The sequence below is a fragment of the Bifidobacterium vansinderenii genome (assembly GCF_002234915.1).
Taxonomy (GTDB): domain Bacteria; phylum Actinomycetota; class Actinomycetes; order Actinomycetales; family Bifidobacteriaceae; genus Galliscardovia; species Galliscardovia vansinderenii.
Genome location: NZ_NEWD01000034.1, coordinates 19,936 through 37,125, shown reverse-complemented (window position 1 = coordinate 37,125; position 17,190 = coordinate 19,936). Strand labels below are relative to the sequence as shown.

18 protein-coding genes are annotated in these 17,190 nt (G+C 62.9%); 12 read left to right on the top strand and 6 right to left on the bottom strand.

Going from position 1 to position 17,190, the window contains the following annotated elements:
- The 5 genes from Tam10B_RS10615 to Tam10B_RS10595 all read left to right on the top strand — a co-directional run.
- The coding region (locus tag Tam10B_RS10615) for a transporter substrate-binding protein (protein WP_158214205.1) at window positions 1–277 on the top strand (277 nt) is incomplete at its 5' end.
- Between the two features lie 18 nt (window positions 278–295).
- On the top strand, window positions 296–1,180 hold the full coding sequence (gene urtB, locus Tam10B_RS10610; protein WP_093961208.1) for an urea ABC transporter permease subunit UrtB: 885 nt from the start codon (window positions 296–298) through the stop codon (window positions 1,178–1,180).
- A 106-nt stretch (window positions 1,181–1,286) separates the two neighbouring features.
- Entirely contained in the window at window positions 1,287–2,420 is a 1,134-nt protein-coding gene (gene urtC / locus Tam10B_RS10605) for an urea ABC transporter permease subunit UrtC (protein WP_093961207.1), read from the top strand.
- Complete coding sequence (gene urtD, locus Tam10B_RS10600) at window positions 2,417–3,397, top strand: urea ABC transporter ATP-binding protein UrtD (RefSeq protein WP_233133701.1); 981 nt, start codon at window positions 2,417–2,419, stop codon at window positions 3,395–3,397. Before urtC ends, urtD begins: the two co-directional genes overlap by 4 nt.
- Window positions 3,398–3,579: 182 nt before the next feature.
- On the top strand, window positions 3,580–4,281 hold the full coding sequence (locus Tam10B_RS10595; protein WP_233133700.1) for an ATP-binding cassette domain-containing protein: 702 nt from the start codon (window positions 3,580–3,582) through the stop codon (window positions 4,279–4,281).
- A gap of 29 nt (window positions 4,282–4,310) precedes the next feature.
- Here the strand turns inward: Tam10B_RS10595 and Tam10B_RS10590 are convergent, their stop codons facing one another.
- Together Tam10B_RS10590 and Tam10B_RS10585 are read right to left on the bottom strand one after the other, a co-directional pair.
- Complete coding sequence (locus tag Tam10B_RS10590) at window positions 4,311–5,354, bottom strand: hypothetical protein (protein WP_093961206.1); 1,044 nt, start codon at window positions 5,352–5,354, stop codon at window positions 4,311–4,313.
- Window positions 5,355–5,360: 6 nt separating this feature from the next.
- The gene (locus Tam10B_RS10585; RefSeq protein WP_093961205.1) at window positions 5,361–5,663 is read right to left on the bottom strand and encodes a hypothetical protein; all 303 of its coding nucleotides are present in this window, start codon (window positions 5,661–5,663) and stop codon (window positions 5,361–5,363) included.
- A 209-nt stretch (window positions 5,664–5,872) separates the two neighbouring features.
- On the opposite strand from Tam10B_RS10585, the gene Tam10B_RS10580 reads away from it, so the two are divergent.
- The 4 genes from Tam10B_RS10580 (at window position 5,873) to ureC (ending at window position 10,172) form a co-directional block, all read left to right on the top strand.
- On the top strand, window positions 5,873–6,301 hold the full coding sequence (locus Tam10B_RS10580; protein ID WP_093961204.1) for a hypothetical protein: 429 nt from the start codon (window positions 5,873–5,875) through the stop codon (window positions 6,299–6,301).
- A gap of 201 nt (window positions 6,302–6,502) precedes the next feature.
- Complete coding sequence (locus tag Tam10B_RS10575; protein ID WP_093961203.1) at window positions 6,503–7,639, top strand: ATP-binding protein; 1,137 nt, start codon at window positions 6,503–6,505, stop codon at window positions 7,637–7,639.
- A 112-nt stretch (window positions 7,640–7,751) separates the two neighbouring features.
- Window positions 7,752–8,432, top strand: a complete 681-nt coding sequence (ureA, locus tag Tam10B_RS13635) for an urease subunit gamma (RefSeq protein ID WP_093961202.1) — start codon at window positions 7,752–7,754, stop codon at window positions 8,430–8,432.
- A gap of 15 nt (window positions 8,433–8,447) precedes the next feature.
- Window positions 8,448–10,172 (top strand): urease subunit alpha, encoded by a 1,725-nt coding sequence (ureC, locus tag Tam10B_RS10565; RefSeq protein ID WP_093961201.1) that lies wholly within the window; start codon window positions 8,448–8,450, stop codon window positions 10,170–10,172.
- 39 nt (window positions 10,173–10,211) lie between these two features.
- On the opposite strand, the gene Tam10B_RS10560 is transcribed toward ureC, so the two are convergent.
- From Tam10B_RS10560 to Tam10B_RS10545, 4 genes are all read right to left on the bottom strand, one after another.
- On the bottom strand, window positions 10,212–11,267 hold the full coding sequence (locus tag Tam10B_RS10560; protein WP_093961200.1) for an urease accessory protein UreD: 1,056 nt from the start codon (window positions 11,265–11,267) through the stop codon (window positions 10,212–10,214).
- Window positions 11,268–11,355: 88 nt separating this feature from the next.
- Window positions 11,356–11,964: an urease accessory protein UreG gene (gene ureG / locus Tam10B_RS10555; protein ID WP_093961199.1), complete on the bottom strand. Its 609-nt coding sequence runs from the start codon at window positions 11,962–11,964 to the stop codon at window positions 11,356–11,358.
- Window positions 11,965–12,201: 237 nt separating this feature from the next.
- A complete protein-coding gene (locus Tam10B_RS10550) occupies window positions 12,202–12,999 on the bottom strand; it encodes an urease accessory protein UreF (RefSeq protein WP_233133699.1) in 798 nt (265 codons plus the stop codon).
- Window positions 13,000–13,111: 112 nt separating this feature from the next.
- Complete coding sequence (locus tag Tam10B_RS10545) at window positions 13,112–13,810, bottom strand: urease accessory protein UreE (protein ID WP_093961198.1); 699 nt, start codon at window positions 13,808–13,810, stop codon at window positions 13,112–13,114.
- Between the two features lie 264 nt (window positions 13,811–14,074).
- Between Tam10B_RS10545 and cbiM the strand changes: the two genes are divergently transcribed.
- The 3 genes from cbiM to Tam10B_RS10530 all read left to right on the top strand — a co-directional run bounded on the left by cbiM (window position 14,075) and on the right by Tam10B_RS10530 (window position 17,054).
- The gene (cbiM, locus tag Tam10B_RS10540) at window positions 14,075–15,163 is read left to right on the top strand and encodes a cobalt transporter CbiM (RefSeq protein ID WP_198947594.1); all 1,089 of its coding nucleotides are present in this window, start codon (window positions 14,075–14,077) and stop codon (window positions 15,161–15,163) included.
- Entirely contained in the window at window positions 15,160–16,056 is an 897-nt protein-coding gene (locus Tam10B_RS10535; RefSeq protein ID WP_093961197.1) for an energy-coupling factor transporter transmembrane component T, read from the top strand. The genes cbiM and Tam10B_RS10535 overlap by 4 nt, the downstream gene beginning before the upstream one ends.
- A gap of 290 nt (window positions 16,057–16,346) precedes the next feature.
- A complete protein-coding gene (locus Tam10B_RS10530) occupies window positions 16,347–17,054 on the top strand; it encodes an energy-coupling factor ABC transporter ATP-binding protein (RefSeq protein WP_093961196.1) in 708 nt (235 codons plus the stop codon).
- Window positions 17,055–17,190 lie beyond the last annotated feature (136 nt).

Genomic DNA, 17,190 nt, shown 5'->3' with positions numbered 1-17,190 from the left:
GGCGATGGTCGAGAAGGCCAAGTCGTTCGACGTGGACAAGGTCAAGGCCGCGGCCGACGGCGTCACGTTCGACGCCCCCGAAGGCAAGGTCACCGTGGACGGCAAGAACCATCACATCTACAAGACGTCGTACATCGGCAAGATCGGCAAGGACAAGCTCATCCACACCGTGTGGAAGTCCGACGGCCCGATCAAGCCCGACCCGTACCTGACGACCTACGACTGGGCGAAGAGCCTGAGCGCCGGCGCCACCGATTCCACGTCCAAGAGCGAGTAAGAGGAAGAGAGAACAACCATGAACATGCTGTTTCCGCAGATCGTCGCGGGATTGTCGAACGGATCAATCCTGCTGCTCGCCGCGCTCGGCCTGTCATTGACGTTCGGCCAGATGGGCGTGATCAACAACGCGCACGGCGAATTCATGATGGCCGGCGCCTACACCGCCTACGTGATGAGTTCCGTGATCGGCAGCAAGACCGTGGCCCTGGCCGTGGCGCTTGTCGTCGGATTCGTGGTGTCGGGCCTGCTTGGTCTGCTGCTCGACGTGCTGCTGCTCGAACGCATGCGTGAGCGTCCGCTCGACACGCTGCTCGTCACGTTCGGCGTATCGCTTGTGCTGCAACAGGTGGCGCGAGACATCTTCGGCGCGACCGGCGTGTACGCGCAGGCCCCGGCCGGTCTCACCCAGCCGGTGACCATTTTCGGCTACAGCTTCCCGGCCGCCCGACTGTTCATCTTCATCCTCGCCGTGGTGTGCGTGGCGGCGCTGTACGCGGTGCTCAAGCTCACGCCGCTCGGCCGCCAGATCCGCGCCACGTCCGAGAGCCGCGAGCTTGCCGAGGTGTCCGGCATCTCCACTAAGGCCGTGGACCACGTGACCTTCTTCATCGGTTCGGGCATCGCCGGCGTGGCCGGTGTGGCGCTGAGCCTGCTCAATTCGATCAGCTACAACTTCGGCACCACGTTCATCGTGCAGGCGTTCCTCGTGGTCGTGGCCGGCGGCGTCGGCCAGCTCAAGGGTGCGGTGATCGCATCGTTCGTGCTGGGCCTGTGCCAGTCCGCCGTGGAGCTGCCCACATCGTCGTCCATCGCGCAGATGTCGGTGTTCCTGATCGTGGTCGTGTTCCTGCAGTTCCGTCCGCAGGGTCTGGTCTCGATCCGTTCGAGGAATCTGGCGTAGCGGGGTGACGACATGACCGACGATACCGACGACATGGTTCTACGAATGAACAAACCGAATGCAGTGAACGATGTGATTGACGTGAACGTGGAAAAGGGGATCTGACATGAATGCACCAACGACTTCCTCCGGCGTGGCCGGAGCGTTCATCAGCAAATACCGGGCGTGGTTCGGCACGGCCGTGACGATCGTGCTGATCTTCCTGATGCCTGCCGTGCTCAGCACATACAGCTTGGGATTGCTTGCCAAGTACCTGTGCTACGCGATGGTTGCCGTGGGCATCGGACTGGCGTGGGGCCAGGGCGGCATGCTGACGCTCGGCCAGGGCATGTTCTTCGGCCTGGGCGCGTACGTGATGGCCATCCACCTGAAGCTCGAGGAGCTTGGACCGGGCGAGGTGCCCGACTTCATGGCCCAGTACGGCATCACGCAGCTGCCCGGATTCTGGGAGCTGTTCCGCAACCCGGTGATCGCCGCGATCTCCGTGGCCGTGGTGCCCGGCGTGATCGCCGCCATCCTCGGCATCCTCGTGTTCGGCCGCGGCGTGCGCGGCGCCTACTTCGCCATCCTGTCGCAGGCGCTGGTGGCCGCGTTCTCCGTGCTGCTGATCGGCCAGTCCAAGACCACGGGCGGTGCGAACGGCCTGAGCGACTTCTCCGGATTCTTCGGATACGATCTGACCGATCCGGCCAACAAGACGATGATCTACTTCATCTGCGCGTTCCTCACGCTCGGCATGGTGCTGATCGTGCGCTGGATCCGCGGATCGTTCATGGGCGAGCTGATCATCGGCGTGCGCGACCAGGAGAACCGCATGAAGTTCCTCGGCTACAACCCCGCGTCGATCAAGGTGTTCGCCTTCTCGCTGGCGGCCATGTTCGCTGGCATCGGCGGCGCGATGTTCGTGCCCGTCGTGGGCATCATCTCCCCGTCCGACATCGGCGTGACTCCGTCGATTCTGATGCTCGCCGGCGTGGTGATTGGCGGCCGCACCACGCTGCTCGGTCCGGTGATCGGCACGCTGCTCGTGCGCTTCGCCGAAACGCAGCTGTCCGACGCCTACCCGTCCGCATGGACCTACATCGAAGGCCTGATGTTCATCCTTGTCATCGCGTTCGCGCCGATGGGACTCGGCCAGTTCAAGGGCGTATGGCCCTGGCTGGTGGAGAAGATCAAGGGCGGATCGGTCGGCGCCACCGCAGCCGGCGCTGCCGGCCAGGCCAAGGCGGTGGAAGCATGAGCGCGAACGACATCAACGGCGGCAACGTCAGCGATAACGACAAGGAGACGACCGTGACCGAGAACACGACGAACGACGACGCGCTCGACGCCGCCCAGCTGCGCGAGGAAGCCCGTCAGATGCGCGACGAAGCCCGCCGCATGCGCGACGAGGTCAGCCGCATGAAGGACGAGATCGTATCCGAACGCAAGCGCATGGAGGACCTGAAGGACGAGCTTTCCGTGCTCGACGACCGCGGCGGCCAGTGGAGCGACTACCTGGAGGTCAAGGGACTGCACGTCGAATTCGACGGATTCGTGGCCGTCAAGAACCTCGACCTGACCGTGGAACACGGCGATCTGCGATTCCTCATCGGACCGAACGGCGCCGGCAAGACCACGATCATCGACGCGATCACCGGACTCACGCCCGCCACCGGATCCGCCACCTTCCGCGGCGAACAGCTGCTCGGCAAGAAGCCCAACGACATCGTGAAACTCGGCGTCGGCCGCACCTTCCAAACCGCATCCGTGGTGGAGGAGCTGTCCGTACTGGAGAACCTGCAGCTCGCCGAAGGATTCCGCAAAAAGACCTCCGACCTGTTCAAAAAGGTCAAGGGTGTCTCGCAGAACATCCAGTACATGCTCGACGTGACCGGCCTGACCGCCGACGCGTACAAGCCCGCCGGCATCCTGCCGCACGGCAAGAAGCAGTGGCTCGAGATCGGCATGCTGCTCGTGCAGGACGCGCACCTGCTGCTGCTCGACGAACCCGTGGCCGGCATGACCCCCGAGGAACGCCAGCAGACCGGCGAACTGCTCAAACGATGCAGCCGCAACCGCACGGTGATCATCGTCGAGCACGACATGGATTTCATGCGTCAGTTCGCCGACTCCGTGACCGTGCTCAACCAGGGTGAGGTGCTCGCCGAAGGCTCGGTCGAGGAGATTCAGAATAACGACGAAGTCGTCCGCATCTACCTGGGCGGCGGCGAATGATGGAGCGCCTTCTGCGTTGCGGAAGGCTCGACGTACCGTCGTACGCCTTCGCCTTCCGCGCCTTGAAGTCGCACGCATCATTCGCCGCCGGGCGCGGCGACCGATGATCTCCCATGACTCCTCTGTGTGGGAGCTGGACCGTCGTCGGAATCAGACTGCAACAAAGCGAGTAAGGAACAACAATGGCAATGCTTGAAGTGAAGAATCTGAGCACCGGCTACGGCAAGGTGACCGTGGTCAACGACATCAGTTTCAGCGTGGAGGCCGGTCAGTGGATCAGCATCATCGGCAACAACGGCGCCGGCAAGACCACGCTGCTCAAGGCGATCCTCGGCCTGCTGCCGGCGAGCGCCGGATCGGTGTCGTTCGACAGCCGTGACGTGACGAAGCTGTCGCCGAACCAGCGCATCCGCTCCGGTATGGCGTTCGTGCCGCAGGGGCAGCAGTCGTTCGGTGGCATGACCGTGGACGAGAACCTGCATGTGGTGGCCGACCAGTACGGTTCGGAGGCGCAGGCCCGGTACGACGAGGCCGTGGAGGCGTTCCCCGTACTCAAGGAGTTCGCGAGTCGTCGCGCCGGTCTGCTCTCCGGCGGCCAGCGTCAGCAGCTGTCGATCGCGCGTGCGCTGATCACGCGACCGAAGCTGATGATCCTGGACGAGCCGACCGAGGGCATTCAGCCGAACATCGTGGCCGACATCCAGAAGTCGATTCGTTCGATGGTGGAGGACCGCGGCATCGGCGTGGTGCTCGTGGAGCAGAAGGTGCAGTTTGCGGTCGAGCGCTGCGACACGTACCACGTGCTCGCCTCCGGCCGGTTCATCGCCTCCGGCAAGGGCGGCGCCGACCAGGTCGAAACCGCCAAGCAGTCCATGCGCGTCTAGCGCCGGCCGCCGTCCTGCGTGGCGTCGCGCTAGTCGTTGAACACTTTTAGCGTGTACCAGTCGTAGCCGTGCACGTAATACAACATGTTGCCCCAGGTGGTGATGTGTCCTCGTTGTAGTGGCGTGCCATCCGGAAACGTCACTACAACTTTGCGCCATGTCTGTACTGGCTCGTGAGGGTCAGAAGGAACGTAGTACAGCGTGTCCCTGTCTTCTCCGGGACCGCTGAATCGTGCCAGACGGTTGTGATATGCGATGAACGGGCTGCCGCCAAGTTGGTTCGCGGGTATGGGCTGTTCCCAGCCATGGGGAGTCCAATGATCGATCATCCAATCGGGATAGCTCAGATACCAGAAATCATTGCCGTCCGTATGGCTCCAATACACTTCGCCTATTAACGTGGGCGTGTGATGCCGGGAAACGACGTGGAGCTGATCGTTGAATACGGTCATGCCCGTGTATCCCGCGGTGTATCTGCCATCGTCCGAAAGTTCGTCGTCATCTGAATCCCATCGGTCAGGCATTTCGTCGAAGTACGTTGCCCATATGGTTCCATCTTTGCCGATCGTGGGGCACAGCAGGGCGTCTCCCATATTGCCTCGGGCAAGAACGTTGCCGTCGTCATCAATACGCCAGGCGGCATCGCGCAGGTGATCATCTTCGTCCCATGAGGATCGGGAACAAACGCCGAGCCATTGATGCTTCGGCATGGGAACCACGTAATCGACGTCTTCGGGGAATACGGAATACGGCATATGTCGTGACTCCTGTAAGGATTCAACCGTGCACGTACCGCTGTCGTTGGTATTGGGGACGAACCATTGGGCCACAAGATCACCGTTGTACGCGGTGCTTATTCGCATCAATCTGGCTTTTGCGCGGGGCGGTGTCAGGGTCTTCGCGAACGTTAGCGGAACAGTGGGGGCTCCACTGGCAATGAGTCGTTCGACGGATTGCTGCCGTTCCTTCGCGATCTGCTCCTCCTGTCTACGCCTTTCGTCGGTGGGGGCCATGTGACTCATGATCTGCGTCAGTGCATCGGGTGAAATATAGATGTCGTTCGTATCGGTCATATGGTTCTACTCTTTTGCAGTATCGATATGGGCATGAGCGGGATGGGGGACATCGTCGTCGGGGTTCTCGCACGAGGGGCTGTCTGACGAGAGAACCTGACGCGAGGAGTTCTGCCGTCTTTGCCATTGACTGTATCCCCAGAAGCTCAATGACGCTAGAGCCCCGCCGATCAAGATGCCGACGCCGACGTACTTTGGCGCGGCATTCTGCTCGATCTGCGCATAAAAGACATTGGCGTTACCTCCGACGGCATGCAACGCGTCTCGCACCTTGTTGTAATCGCCGAGATTGTCAAGCGGATAAGACATTGAACCTCCTTGTTCATCTGAATTATTTCAATCATATGGCGTGGGCATATTGGCTGAGGCACACTATTGCAACCCATACGAATACCGCAGTAGTCTGTATATCAATCACAGAATATTGTGATTATTTTCTGTATTTCAATGTGCATATTGGATATGCCGATGCGGGCAATTCCGGTGGAATCGATGCGTATGACGATGAGGAGGATGGGATGACACCGATTGAGTTGGCGACGAGGCGGCGGGTCACGGGACTGACGTCCGCCGAGTTCGCGCGACTGTTCGTGACGCTGGAACGCAAGATCGGCGGCGAATCCGCGCATTGGGATGCGGACGACGTCGAATCGTGGGAGATCATCGGTCCGCCGGTGACCGCCGACCAGCACATCATCGATACGCTCGGCGCGGCCAACGAGTTCGTCGCCACGCTGGCGAAGCGGCTGTACCGCACGATCACGCCGGCCAAGGAGGGCACGGTCGTCACCGTCTTCCCCGACGACGAGACGTTCTGGGCCGACCAGCCCGACTTCGGTGGCATCCCGCACGCGCTGTGGAACATCGCCGCGCTGCAGGCGATCGAATGGGTCAAGAACGAGAGCGGCGTCATCTGCACGCTCGACGCACGCGCCCCGCTCGTGTGAGCGGCGTAGCCGCTCGGCGCGCCGCCGCCCCTCGACCGTTTCCCGTATCCCATGGTGCAATATGGTGTAATTTGGTACGCAATCGTGTAATTTGGTACGCAATCGTGACAGATGGTGCACAACGATGAACGTCCGCATCGGCATACGCGACGTCCGACGCAAGCGGCTGCGTGACGATTGCGAATGCAGGAGGGGATGACTATGGCGGCGAATCCGTTCAAGCCGACGGCCGGCAAGATGCCGCCGATTCTTATCGGACGCCAATCGATGATCGACGATTTCTCCGAGGCACTGGAGAACGGCGTGGGTGCCCCGGGACGCATCATGCTGGTGACCGGACAGCGTGGCTTCGGCAAGACGGTCATGCTCACGGAGTTTCGCCGTATCGCCAAGGCACAGCGTTGGGAGACCATCGGAGAGACCGCGTCCGAGGGGTTGGTGACGCGTCTGGTGCAGGCGTTGGCGCCATCGGGCATGCATCTTGACCAGGCGGATTTCAGTCCATCCGTCGGTATTGCCGGCGTGGCCACGGCTAGTCTCGGTCAGGCGCACTTTTCCGTGGCATCCAGCCCCCTGACGCTGCGCAATGCATTGAATAGACGACTCTCCGGCAGAAAGATCGGCAAGGGCAAGGGAATCCTCATCACCATCGATGAGACGCAGGCGGCGTCGCGTGACGATCTGATCGCCATTGCGACGGCCGTCCAGCACGTGATCGCGGACGGAGATGAGAGCGATGTTCCCGATGCGGAAAAGAAAGGCGTGGCGATCGTGTTCGCCGGACTACCGTACATGGTCAATGATCTGCTCGACAACGAGGTGACCACGTTCCTGCGCAGGGCCCTGCGCCGCGAACTCGATAATGTGCCATTGCCTGATGTGAAGAACGCGTACTTGGAAACGGTGGCCGAATCCGGCAAGACGATCAGTGAGAGCGACGCGCTTGAGGCGGCCCGCAGATCCGACGGATATCCGTACATGGTGCAGCTTGTTGGGTATTACATGTGGCAGTCGGCGCAGCGACGCGGTTCGGATACGATTACGGCGGCGGATGTCGAAGCCGGTACCGCGGACGCATTGCTGGCCTTCGATGACGCAGTATGCGCGCCCGCATTGGATGGCACGACCAGCGCCGAACGGCTGTTTCTGCGAGCCATGGCGCAGGATGCTCCCGAATCGACGAAGGTGGGCGATATCGCGTCGCGTACACGCCGTAGCCGCAGTTGGGTGAGCAAGTACCGTGCCATTCTCATCAAGGATCGTCTCATTCGCCCGGCCGGTCATGGCGAACTGGAGTTCGTCGTCCCGCATCTGGGCGAATACCTGAAGCAGCAGTGACCAGACGTCGGCGATAAGAGGCACGGCGGCACGGAAACGTGGCGTTTTTATTACGGGCCTAGGATTGCCTCGATTCGCAAACGTGGATGAACGTGAATGGATGGGGGGTCCGATGAGACTTACACCACGAGAGACCGACAAGCTCATGCTGCATCTGGCGGGCGAGCTCGCCAAGGAGCGCAAGGCGCGCGGCGTGAAGCTCAACTATCCGGAATGCGTGGCGCTGATTTCCTCAGAATGCGTGGAGCGTGCCCGCGAGGGCGCCACCGTGGCCGAACTCATGCAGTACGGTCGTACGCTGCTCAAGCCCGAGGACGTGATGGACGGCGTGGCCGAGATGATCGACGTGGTGGAGGTCGAGGCCACGTTCCCCGACGGCACCAAGCTCGTATCCATCCACAACCCCATCGAAACCACTGAAAAACTCAAGCCCGGCGAATACTTCTACGCCGACGGCGACATCACGCTCAACGACGGCCGTGACGCCATCGAACTCGACGTGGTCAACACCGCCGACCGACCCATCCAGATCGGATCGCACTTCCACTTCTTCGAAGTCAACAAGTATCTCAAGTTCGACCGCAAGGCCGCGTACGGCAAACGACTCGACATCGCCGCCGGCACCGCCGTGCGATTCGAACCCGGCGAGGCGCATCGTGTGCGGCTCATCGACATCGGCGGCACGCGCGAGATCCACGGATTCAGCGCGCTCGTCGACGGGCCGCTCGACGATCCGCAGGTGCGCGACGCGGCGTTCGCCAAGGCGCACGAGCAGGGCTTTCTGGGAATCTGACGGGGGAGTGAGACTATGAGCACCACAATCACACGCAGCGACTACGCGGGCATGTTCGGCCCCACCACCGGCGACCGCGTCCGCCTCGGCGACACCAACCTGATCATCGAAGTCGAACGCGACTGCACGAACTACGGCGACGAACTCAAATTCGGCGGCGGCAAATCGTTCCGTGACGGCATGGGACAAAGTTCCGTGCAGCTCGACGCCGAATCGCCCGACACCGTCATCACCAACGCGCTGATCCTCGACTATACCGGTATCTACAAGGCCGACATCGGCATCAAGAACGGCAAGATCAGCGCCATCGGCAAGGCCGGCAACCCGCAGACCATGGACGGCGTGACGCCCGGACTGGCCGTCGGATCCGGCACCGAGGCCATCGCCGGCGAAGGCATGATCGTCACCGCGGGCGGACTCGACACGCACATCCACTTCATCTCCCCGCAGCAGGTGCGCACCGCGCTCGCCGGCGGTATCACCACCATGGTCGGCGGCGGCACCGGCCCGGCCGACGGCACGAACGCCACCACCTGCAATCCCGGCGCGTTCCACCTGGCACGAATGATCGAGGCGGCCGAGGCGCTGCCCGTCAACATCGCCTACCTCGGCAAGGGCAACGACTCCAGTCCCGAACCGTTGCGCGAGCAGATCCGCGCAGGCGCCGCCGGACTCAAGATCCACGAGGATTGGGGTTCCACGCCCGCCGTGATCGACACCTGCCTCGGCGTGGCCGACGAGATGGACGTGCAGGTGGCCATCCACACCGACACGCTCAACGAGGGCGGCTGCGTGGAGGACACGATCGCCGCGTTCAAGGGCCGTGCCATCCACACGTACCACACCGAGGGTGCCGGCGGCGGCCACGCGCCCGACATCATCCGCGCGGCCGGCTTCCCGAACGTGCTGCCCAGCTCCACGAACCCGACCATGCCGTTCACGCGCAACACGGTCGACGAGCATCTCGACATGATGATGGTCTGCCATCATCTGGATCGCAACGTGCCCGAGGACATCTCGTTCGCCGACTCGCGCATCCGTCCCGAGACGATCGGCGCGGAGGACGTGCTGCACGACATGGGCATCATTTCCATGATGAGCTCCGACTCGCAGGCCATGGGCCGCGTGGGCGAGGTCGTGACCCGCACGTGGCAGACCGCGCACAAGATGAAGATCCAGCGCGGACCTCTGCCCGAGGACTCTCACGACAACAACCGCAACGACAACTACCGCGCCAAGCGCTACGTGAGCAAGTACACGATCAACCCGGCCATCACGCACGGCATCGCCGACTACGTGGGATCCGTCGAGGTGGGCAAGATGGCCGACCTCGTGATCTGGCAGCCGGCCATGTTCGGCGCCAAGCCGGAGATGGTGATCAAGGGCGGTTCGATCGCCTACTCGCGCATGGGCGATGCGAACGCGTCGATCCCCACGCCCGAGCCCGTGTACTACCGCGACATGTTCGGCGCGCTCGGCCGTGCGCTGGGGTCGAGTTGCGCGACGTTCGTCTCGCAGGCCGCGATCGACGACGACATCAAGGGCAAGCTCGGCCTGCAGCGGCAGGTGCTGCCCGTACACGGCTGCCGCACGGTAGGCAAGAAGGACCTCAAGTTCAACGACACGCTGGCCGACATCCGCGTGAATCCGGAGACGTTCCAGGTGACGGTGGACGGCGAGCTTGTCCACTCCGATCCGGCGAACGAGCTGCCGCTCACGCAGCGGTACTTCCTGTTCTGATTCGGGTGTTGAGCGGCGCCTGCACTATGTGGGCGGCTGTCACACCATGTCCGCGATGGCCTTGATGAAGTCGAAGGCGTCGTCTCCACGGGTGGTGAGAATGCGCACGCACACGCCGTCCGTGACGCGGCTGGCGCCGAACTCGCCTTGGAAACCGTTGGATTTCACGGTTTCGGTGTAGTCGCGGATTCGTGTGATCAGCGCATCCTCCGCGGCCACGCGCGCTGCCTCGATGCGCTTGCGGGGATCGGCGATCAGTCGCGGATCCTTCGCCCCGGCGGCCGCCCCGCCCGACGCCGCATACGGGGACGCCGGCGCATCGGCGAGCGCGCTCGGATCGTATCCGGGATCGGTCTCCGGCAGGTGCGCGTACAGCACGCCGCAATGCGTGTACTCGCGCCACATGCCCATCTCCGTGTAGTCGAACCGTGTCGGGTCGAGCAGCAGACGGTCGGCGAACACCAGACGGGAGCGGGACGTCTGCTTGCGCGGGCGGCCGCGATGCGCGGTCTTGGCGGCGGGCTCGGGCGTGGTGTCAGCGGTGGGGTCGTCTGTGGTCTTGGCGGGATCGCCATTCAACGCCCGCCGGTATTCGTCCGACGCCAGCGACTCGTCCACGCTCACGCGCAGCCGGTTCGAGAACCGATTCATCTGCCAGCGTTCGCCGCGGCCCACACGTCCGCACGTCACCACGTCCGCGTACACGAACGTCGACTCCGGACTGATGCGCGCGGTCGAGAGGTTCGAGAACGTGCTGCCCTCGAACGGGATCACGGGGAACGGCAGGAACACGGCCTTCGCGTCGCCCTGCGCGGTCAGATCGATCGTGCGTGACGCCGAACCGTCATCCGTGTTCAGCACCTTCTCATAGCTTTGCGTCTTGATCGTCGAATCGGTGCCCGCGCCGAACGTGCACTCGATGTGCGCCTCGTCGCCCTTGAGGAAGCCAGGCGAGGCGAGCATGACGATGAAGTCCGCGTGACGTCCGCGGTCGAACGGGCTCATGAGTTTGAACGGCGCCTCGAAATAGACGTCGTCGATCTTCGTGCGGCCGTTGCGAAACGCGGTGGCGAGCCGGAAAGTGCTGCTGGGCATGGGGCCTCGATTTCTGTGGAATGCCGTCGGGCGTGGGCGGTGACGGTGGCTGACTGCAGCGCCCACGCTCCACGGTGCGCTTGCAGGGTTACTTGCCCTCGAACAGGACGTCCTTCTTGATCCAGCTGATCACGTCGTCCACGCCGGAGCCGCCCATCAGATCGGTGAAGATGTACGGGCGACCGTTGCGCATGCGTTCGGAGTCGCGGGCCATCACGTCGAGGTCGGCATGCACGAGCGGCGCCAGATCGGACTTGTTGATGACGAGCAGGTCGGAGCGGGTGACGCCCGGGCCGCCCTTGCGCGGGATCTTGTCGCCCTCGTCGGTGGCGATCACGTAGATCGTGGCGTCGGCGAGGTCGGGACTGAACGTGGCAGACAGGTTGTCGCCGCCGGACTCCACGAAGATGATGTCCACGTCCGGGTGGGCGGCGGCCATCGCCTCGCACGCCTCGAGGTTCATCGAGCAGTCCTCGCGGATGGCGGTGTGAGGGCAGCCGCCGGTCTCCACGCCAACGATGCGGTCCTCGGGCAGGCGGGAGTTCGCGATCAGGAACTCGGCGTCCTCCTTGGTGTAGATATCGTTCGTGACCACGCAGATGCTGTAGTCGTCGGCCATCTTGCGGGTCAGGCGCTCGATCAGCGCGGTCTTGCCGGAGCCGACGGGGCCGGCCACTCCGATGCGTACGTAGCTCATGATGTTCTCCTTTGTATGTTGTGCGATCGTGTGGTTGTTCGTGTGGTTTGCGGGTGATTGTGTGGTTGGGGGAGCGCACGGTTGATGCGCTCCGCACGGTACTCGTGAGTTTTGTGGTTTTCGGAAGGGAAAAATCGGTCATAACCAAGCACATTCGGGGAGCATTCCCCGCTGGAAGGCCATATTCGTGGACGAAAAGCCACAAAACTCGCATGCCGGGCATCTGACGTGTGGCGGCTAGCTCATGTACAGCCTCGAATACAGGGTCTCGTGCTGCATGGCGGCGATGTCGAGATAGGCGCCGGAGATGCCCAGATCGTCCGGTTTGAGCGTGAACGCCACGTCCACGGCCCGCACCAGGTTCGGGAACGAGTCGTGCAGCGCCACCTGGCCCGCGTACTGGCTGAGCGGAATCGCCTTCGCCGCGCACATGGTGAGCGCGCTGATCAGCGAATAGCCGTACGTGACCGCAGCGCTGCGCAGCGTGGCCGCATGGTCGGCCGCGTACAGGCCCATCGCGATGGCGTGCAGGCCCCGGCACCGGCCGTCGGCGATCAGCCGGCGGTACATCGCCAGATGCGGGCTGCGGGATTCGATGCCGTCGTTCGCGTCCATCTTCTCCACGAGCTTGATCAGTCGCGCGCACATGCGCTCGCTGCCGTCGCGGATCTCGCGGGCCGACTGCAACGCCGAACACAATGCGTCCAGCTCCTCGACCCGTGACTCCAGACCGCGTTCGGACAGACGCGAATCCTGCGCATACCGGCCTGCGATCACCATCTGGCCGATCTCCTTGTACGGAGCGACTTCCAGATAGTTTTTCAGATATTGCTCGAAGTCGGGGCCTCGGCGCAGGAAGTCGCGCTGCACGAACGTCTCCATGCCGTTCGACAGGGCGAACGCGCCAATCGGGAACACGCTGTCACACACCTGCAGCATGGCAAGATGCCGCGCCTCGATCTCATCCGGCGTCATGGCCGCTGCCGTCGCCATCGTTGACGTGCGTGACGTGCCGGCGCGTGTGGTTCGTGCCATGGATTCCTCCCTGTTTATCCGATGCGCTCCCGAGTCGAAAAGCCACAGGCTCCCCTCTCTGAGGGGAGCTGTCTGCGAAGCAGACTGAGGGGAGCCCAGACCGGGATTGCTGTCAGTGCGTATGCCAGGTCCTGCCGCCATCGTGGCTGTGGGAGCCGTCGGGACGATGCAGCACCCCGTTGGCCTCGTACTCGCCGTCGGCGTGGGCATGGCCGCCGTGCGCGTGCTCGCCATGATCGTGCGTGTGATCATGATCGTGGTCGTGGCCATGCCCGGCCTCGGCTGCGTTCCAGTCCTTGTCTGCCGCGGCCTCCTGCTCCTCCTCGGCCAGATCGCCCGTCGTCTTGTTCGTGCCCGGAATGATCGTGCCCGAACCGGCATGCGCCTTCACGATCAGGAATCCGTCGAATCCACCCTCGATGATGTGCGGCTCAAAGCCGATCTTCTTCGTGTACTCCATCGTCGGATGATCGTACGGCACGAGCACACGGTCGCTCTCCACCTTCAGGCTCAGATGACGGTTGCCCAGCTCGAAGCACAGGCGGCCCATCTCCTTCATCGAGCTCACCGGGATCTCGATCAGCTGCGCGGTCTTGATCTTCGCGTAGTAGCGCTTGTCGTCCGTCTCGGCCAGCACGTCGCCGTCCTTGATCGTGCGGCCCACCATCACGCCGAACTCGGTGCCGTCCTCCGCCACCTTAGCCATGCGCTTCTTGTCGGTCTCGAACCATTCGAAGTCGATCGGCACGCTCAGCTTGCCGTCCTTCGGAGGGTTCTCGATGATGTTGCCGGTGATGTGGTCAGCTATCATGCGTGTTCCTTTCGATCATCGCCCTGAAATCTGCGGCCAAGAATAATGCCGGAAAAAACCGCCTATGTAACGGGAAAATCACCGGATTGCGATGTCCCGCCCATCGGCGTGTTTCATATCTCGGAGAGGCTGTTTTCGTTGAAAAATCAACGAAAACACGGTGCCGATATGTCGTGTTTACACGGGTGAAATCGGCTCATCTACCATATTTTTCGGGCTTTTGGGCCCGAAATACCGAGAAGATGCCGAGGAAAGGGGCCGCACATGATCGCATCAGGGGATGCCGTCACGCTGGCGATGCACATACCGGACAATTATCTGTCCCCGTCGACGGGCCTGATGTTCTTCGTCATCATGATCCCGGTGTGGGGCCTGTGCCTGAAATATGTGATGACGCACGCGAATCATGAACGGATGGCCTACCTCGGCGCCGGTGCGGCGTTCTCGTTCCTCATCATGATGTTCAACGTGCCATGCCCCGGCGGCACCACCGCGCACGCGGTCGGCGGATCTCTCATCGCCATTTTGCTCGGGCCGCAGTACGCCACGATCGCGGTGTCGGTGGCCCTGTTGCTGCAGGCGCTGCTGTTCGGCGACGGCGGTCTCATCACATTCGGGGCGAACTGCTTCAACATGGCGTTCGTGCTGCCGTTCGTGGCATACGGGCTGTACGCGGCGCTGAGGAAGGTGCTGGCAGCTGGTTGGCGGGAGCGCGCGGCCACGTTCATCGGCGCCTACGTGGGCATCACGATGGCCGCGCTCTGCGTGGCGCTCGAGCTTGGTGTGCAGCCGGCTCTGTTCCGCGACGCCGCCGGGCAGGCGCTGTACTTCCCCTATCCCGTAACCGTTTCGGTGCCGGCCGTGCTGATCCCGCACCTGCTGATGGCTTCGATTATTGAGGGGCTGGTGACCGTGGTGGTTGTGGAGTTCGTGCGTCGCACCGCGCCCGAGATCGTTGCCGACTCCGCCCGCGTGGATGATGGAGCAGGCCGGGGTGAGGCGAAGGGGCTGAAGGGTCTGAGAACTCCGGTCTGGATCGGGCTCGGCCTGCTCGCCGTGCTTTCGCCGATCGGCCTGCTCGCCACCGGCACTGCGTACGGCGAATGGGGAGCCGAGGAGTTCAAGGCCGAAACCGGGCTGAGCTACGTGCCCGAGCGGATCGCGCACGGATTCTCATGGAACGCCCTGCTGCCCGACTACTCCATGCAGGGACTGCCCGACTGGGTCGGCTATATTCTCTGCGCCGTCATCGGCGTCGCCGTAACGACCATCGTGTTCCGTCTGCTGGCGATGGGGGTGCGTGGCGGTTCCGGTTCCCAAGGTGTGGCGGCCGCTAAAACGGCGAAGGCATGACGGTACGGATGACGGATCCGAGCGGCGGGGTCGCGGCCGATGTTTCTGGTGATGCGGCCCGCGAATCCAAGCCCGACGGTGGACTGCCCGACTGGCTTGCCGAACCGGAAGGATATGAGCCGGCCGATGACCGTTCGACGTTCATCGAAAGGAATCTGGGATCCATCGGCGCCATGCTCGCCGCAGTGGCCGACGGAGGGCAACCCGAGCTCGTCGCAGGCCCGGTGGATCGGCTGCTCGGACATGTCTCCACTTCACTGCGTCTGCTGGGACTGGTATTGGCCATCGTATGCGTCAACGCCACGCGCAACATGGCGTTCGGATATGTCATGCTCGCCGTGGTGCTGGCGGTGCTGGCCATACGGCCCGCGCGCCTGATGCGGACCGTTGTGTTCACGGGACTGGGCATAGCGGCGTTGAGTTCCCTGATCGCCCTGCCAGCGGTGTTCCTCGGCCAGTACAGCTCGCCGATGCGCCTGTTCATCAAGGCGTTCATTACCGTGTCGCTGACGGTGGGACTGGCTCGTACCGTTCCGTGGAACCGCCTGATCGCAGGGCTGCGAGGGTTGCGGGTGCCGAATTCGGTGGTGTACATCTGCGACGTGACGATCCAGTTCATCGACATCCTCGGGCGCTCCATGCTGGCGCTGCTGGACTCGCTGAGCCTGCGCAGCGTGGGACGTGACCGGCACAAGATGGCCTCGGCCGGGCATGTGCTTGGCGCGGTGTTCCTGCTCGCGAACCGCAGAGCCCGGGAGATGTCCGAAGCCATGCTGTGCCGAGGGTTCGCCGGCGAATACCGGGTGCCGAGGCAGCGTTGGCTCACCGCGGCGAATGCGGCGTATCTGGTCATGATCGCCGGCATGTGTGCAATGGCGGTATATTTCGGGTAACGAGGGATGCGGCCTAGGCGCGATATGGGCAATCCTCGAGTTCTGTGCGGATTCGCTGCCTGCACCAACACCTATCCTCGAGTTCTGTGTGCTCAGGATGCGATACGGCGAGTATGGGGCTTGGAATTCCAACGCCTATACCGGCGTTGTGGCGAATATGACGCACAGAACTCGAGGATAGGTGTTCGCCGAGGTGCGAAATCCGCACAGAACTCGAGGATTGCCCGTCTACTGGGAATCCGGAGCCGACCAACACGGTGACGGGCGGCAAATGACAACAAGGAGAGGCCATGACCAACGACGGTACCGACGGCACTGCGAAGCCCCTTGCCGAGCTGCGCAAGGCGTGCTTCACGTATCCGGGTGCGGACGGGGAACCCCCGCGCGAAGTGCTGCGCGATTTCGACATGACCCTCGACCGCGGTGAATCCGTGGCCCTGCTCGGCCCCAACGGCAGCGGCAAGACCACCATCATGCGCATTCTCAACGGCCTGGAGACCCTCACTGATGGCGAATACCGGTTCGACGGCGACTTGATCACGCGGGAGGCGCTCGCCGACAAGCGGTTCGCCAAGCGGCTGCATCAGCGCATCGGCTTCGTCTTCCAGAATTCCGAAACCCAGCTGTTCTGCCCGTCGGTGGGGGAGGAGATCGCCTTCGGTCCCGCGCAGATGGGGCTTCCGGACAGCGAAATCCAGCGACGTGTGCGCGACATCCTGCAACTGTTCGAGCTCGAACGCTTCCGCGATCGCGCACCCTACCGCCTGAGCGGCGGGGAGAAGAAGCGCGTCGCCATCGCCTGCTGCATGTCACTCAACCCCGACCTGCTCGTGCTCGACGAACCCACCGACGGCCTCGACGAGCGCAACACCGACCTCGTGGTGCGTGTGCTCAACCGCTTCGTGGCCGCGGGCAAGACCATCCTGGTCTCCACGCACCATCACGACATCGTCGAGGCTCTTCACGCGCACCGCATCCCCATCCGGCCCATCGCGTAGGAGAATCCGGTAGGCGGATGAATCCGGGGACGTGGGCGAATCGGGAATGGTGAGCCAGCACGAGGCAATCTTCGAGTTCTGAAGTGATTATTGCCCCTCACAGACACCAATCTCCAAGTTCTGAAGTACGAAACGG

Excerpts from the sequence above, each read along its gene's own strand:
- ureA (WP_093961202.1), top strand. The coding sequence starts at position 7,752 with ATGAGACTTACACCACGAGAGACCGACAAGCTCATGCTGCATCTGGCG.
- Tam10B_RS10530 (WP_093961196.1), top strand. The coding sequence starts at position 16,347 with ATGACCAACGACGGTACCGACGGCACTGCGAAGCCCCTTGCCGAGCTG.
- cbiM (WP_198947594.1), top strand. The coding sequence starts at position 14,075 with ATGATCGCATCAGGGGATGCCGTCACGCTGGCGATGCACATACCGGAC.
- Tam10B_RS10560 (WP_093961200.1), bottom strand. The coding sequence starts at position 11,267 with ATGCCCAGCAGCACTTTCCGGCTCGCCACCGCGTTTCGCAACGGCCGC.
- Tam10B_RS10580 (WP_093961204.1), top strand. The coding sequence starts at position 5,873 with ATGACACCGATTGAGTTGGCGACGAGGCGGCGGGTCACGGGACTGACG.
- Tam10B_RS10590 (WP_093961206.1), bottom strand. The coding sequence starts at position 5,354 with ATGACCGATACGAACGACATCTATATTTCACCCGATGCACTGACGCAG.
- urtB (WP_093961208.1), top strand. The coding sequence starts at position 296 with ATGAACATGCTGTTTCCGCAGATCGTCGCGGGATTGTCGAACGGATCA.
- urtC (WP_093961207.1), top strand. The coding sequence starts at position 1,287 with ATGAATGCACCAACGACTTCCTCCGGCGTGGCCGGAGCGTTCATCAGC.
- ureC (WP_093961201.1), top strand. The coding sequence starts at position 8,448 with ATGAGCACCACAATCACACGCAGCGACTACGCGGGCATGTTCGGCCCC.
- Tam10B_RS10545 (WP_093961198.1), bottom strand. The coding sequence starts at position 13,810 with ATGATAGCTGACCACATCACCGGCAACATCATCGAGAACCCTCCGAAG.
- urtD (WP_233133701.1), top strand. The coding sequence starts at position 2,417 with ATGAGCGCGAACGACATCAACGGCGGCAACGTCAGCGATAACGACAAG.
- Tam10B_RS10595 (WP_233133700.1), top strand. The coding sequence starts at position 3,580 with ATGGCAATGCTTGAAGTGAAGAATCTGAGCACCGGCTACGGCAAGGTG.
- Tam10B_RS10575 (WP_093961203.1), top strand. The coding sequence starts at position 6,503 with ATGGCGGCGAATCCGTTCAAGCCGACGGCCGGCAAGATGCCGCCGATT.
- Tam10B_RS10535 (WP_093961197.1), top strand. The coding sequence starts at position 15,160 with ATGACGGTACGGATGACGGATCCGAGCGGCGGGGTCGCGGCCGATGTT.
- Tam10B_RS10585 (WP_093961205.1), bottom strand. The coding sequence starts at position 5,663 with ATGTCTTATCCGCTTGACAATCTCGGCGATTACAACAAGGTGCGAGAC.
- Tam10B_RS10550 (WP_233133699.1), bottom strand. The coding sequence starts at position 12,999 with ATGGCACGAACCACACGCGCCGGCACGTCACGCACGTCAACGATGGCG.
- ureG (WP_093961199.1), bottom strand. The coding sequence starts at position 11,964 with ATGAGCTACGTACGCATCGGAGTGGCCGGCCCCGTCGGCTCCGGCAAG.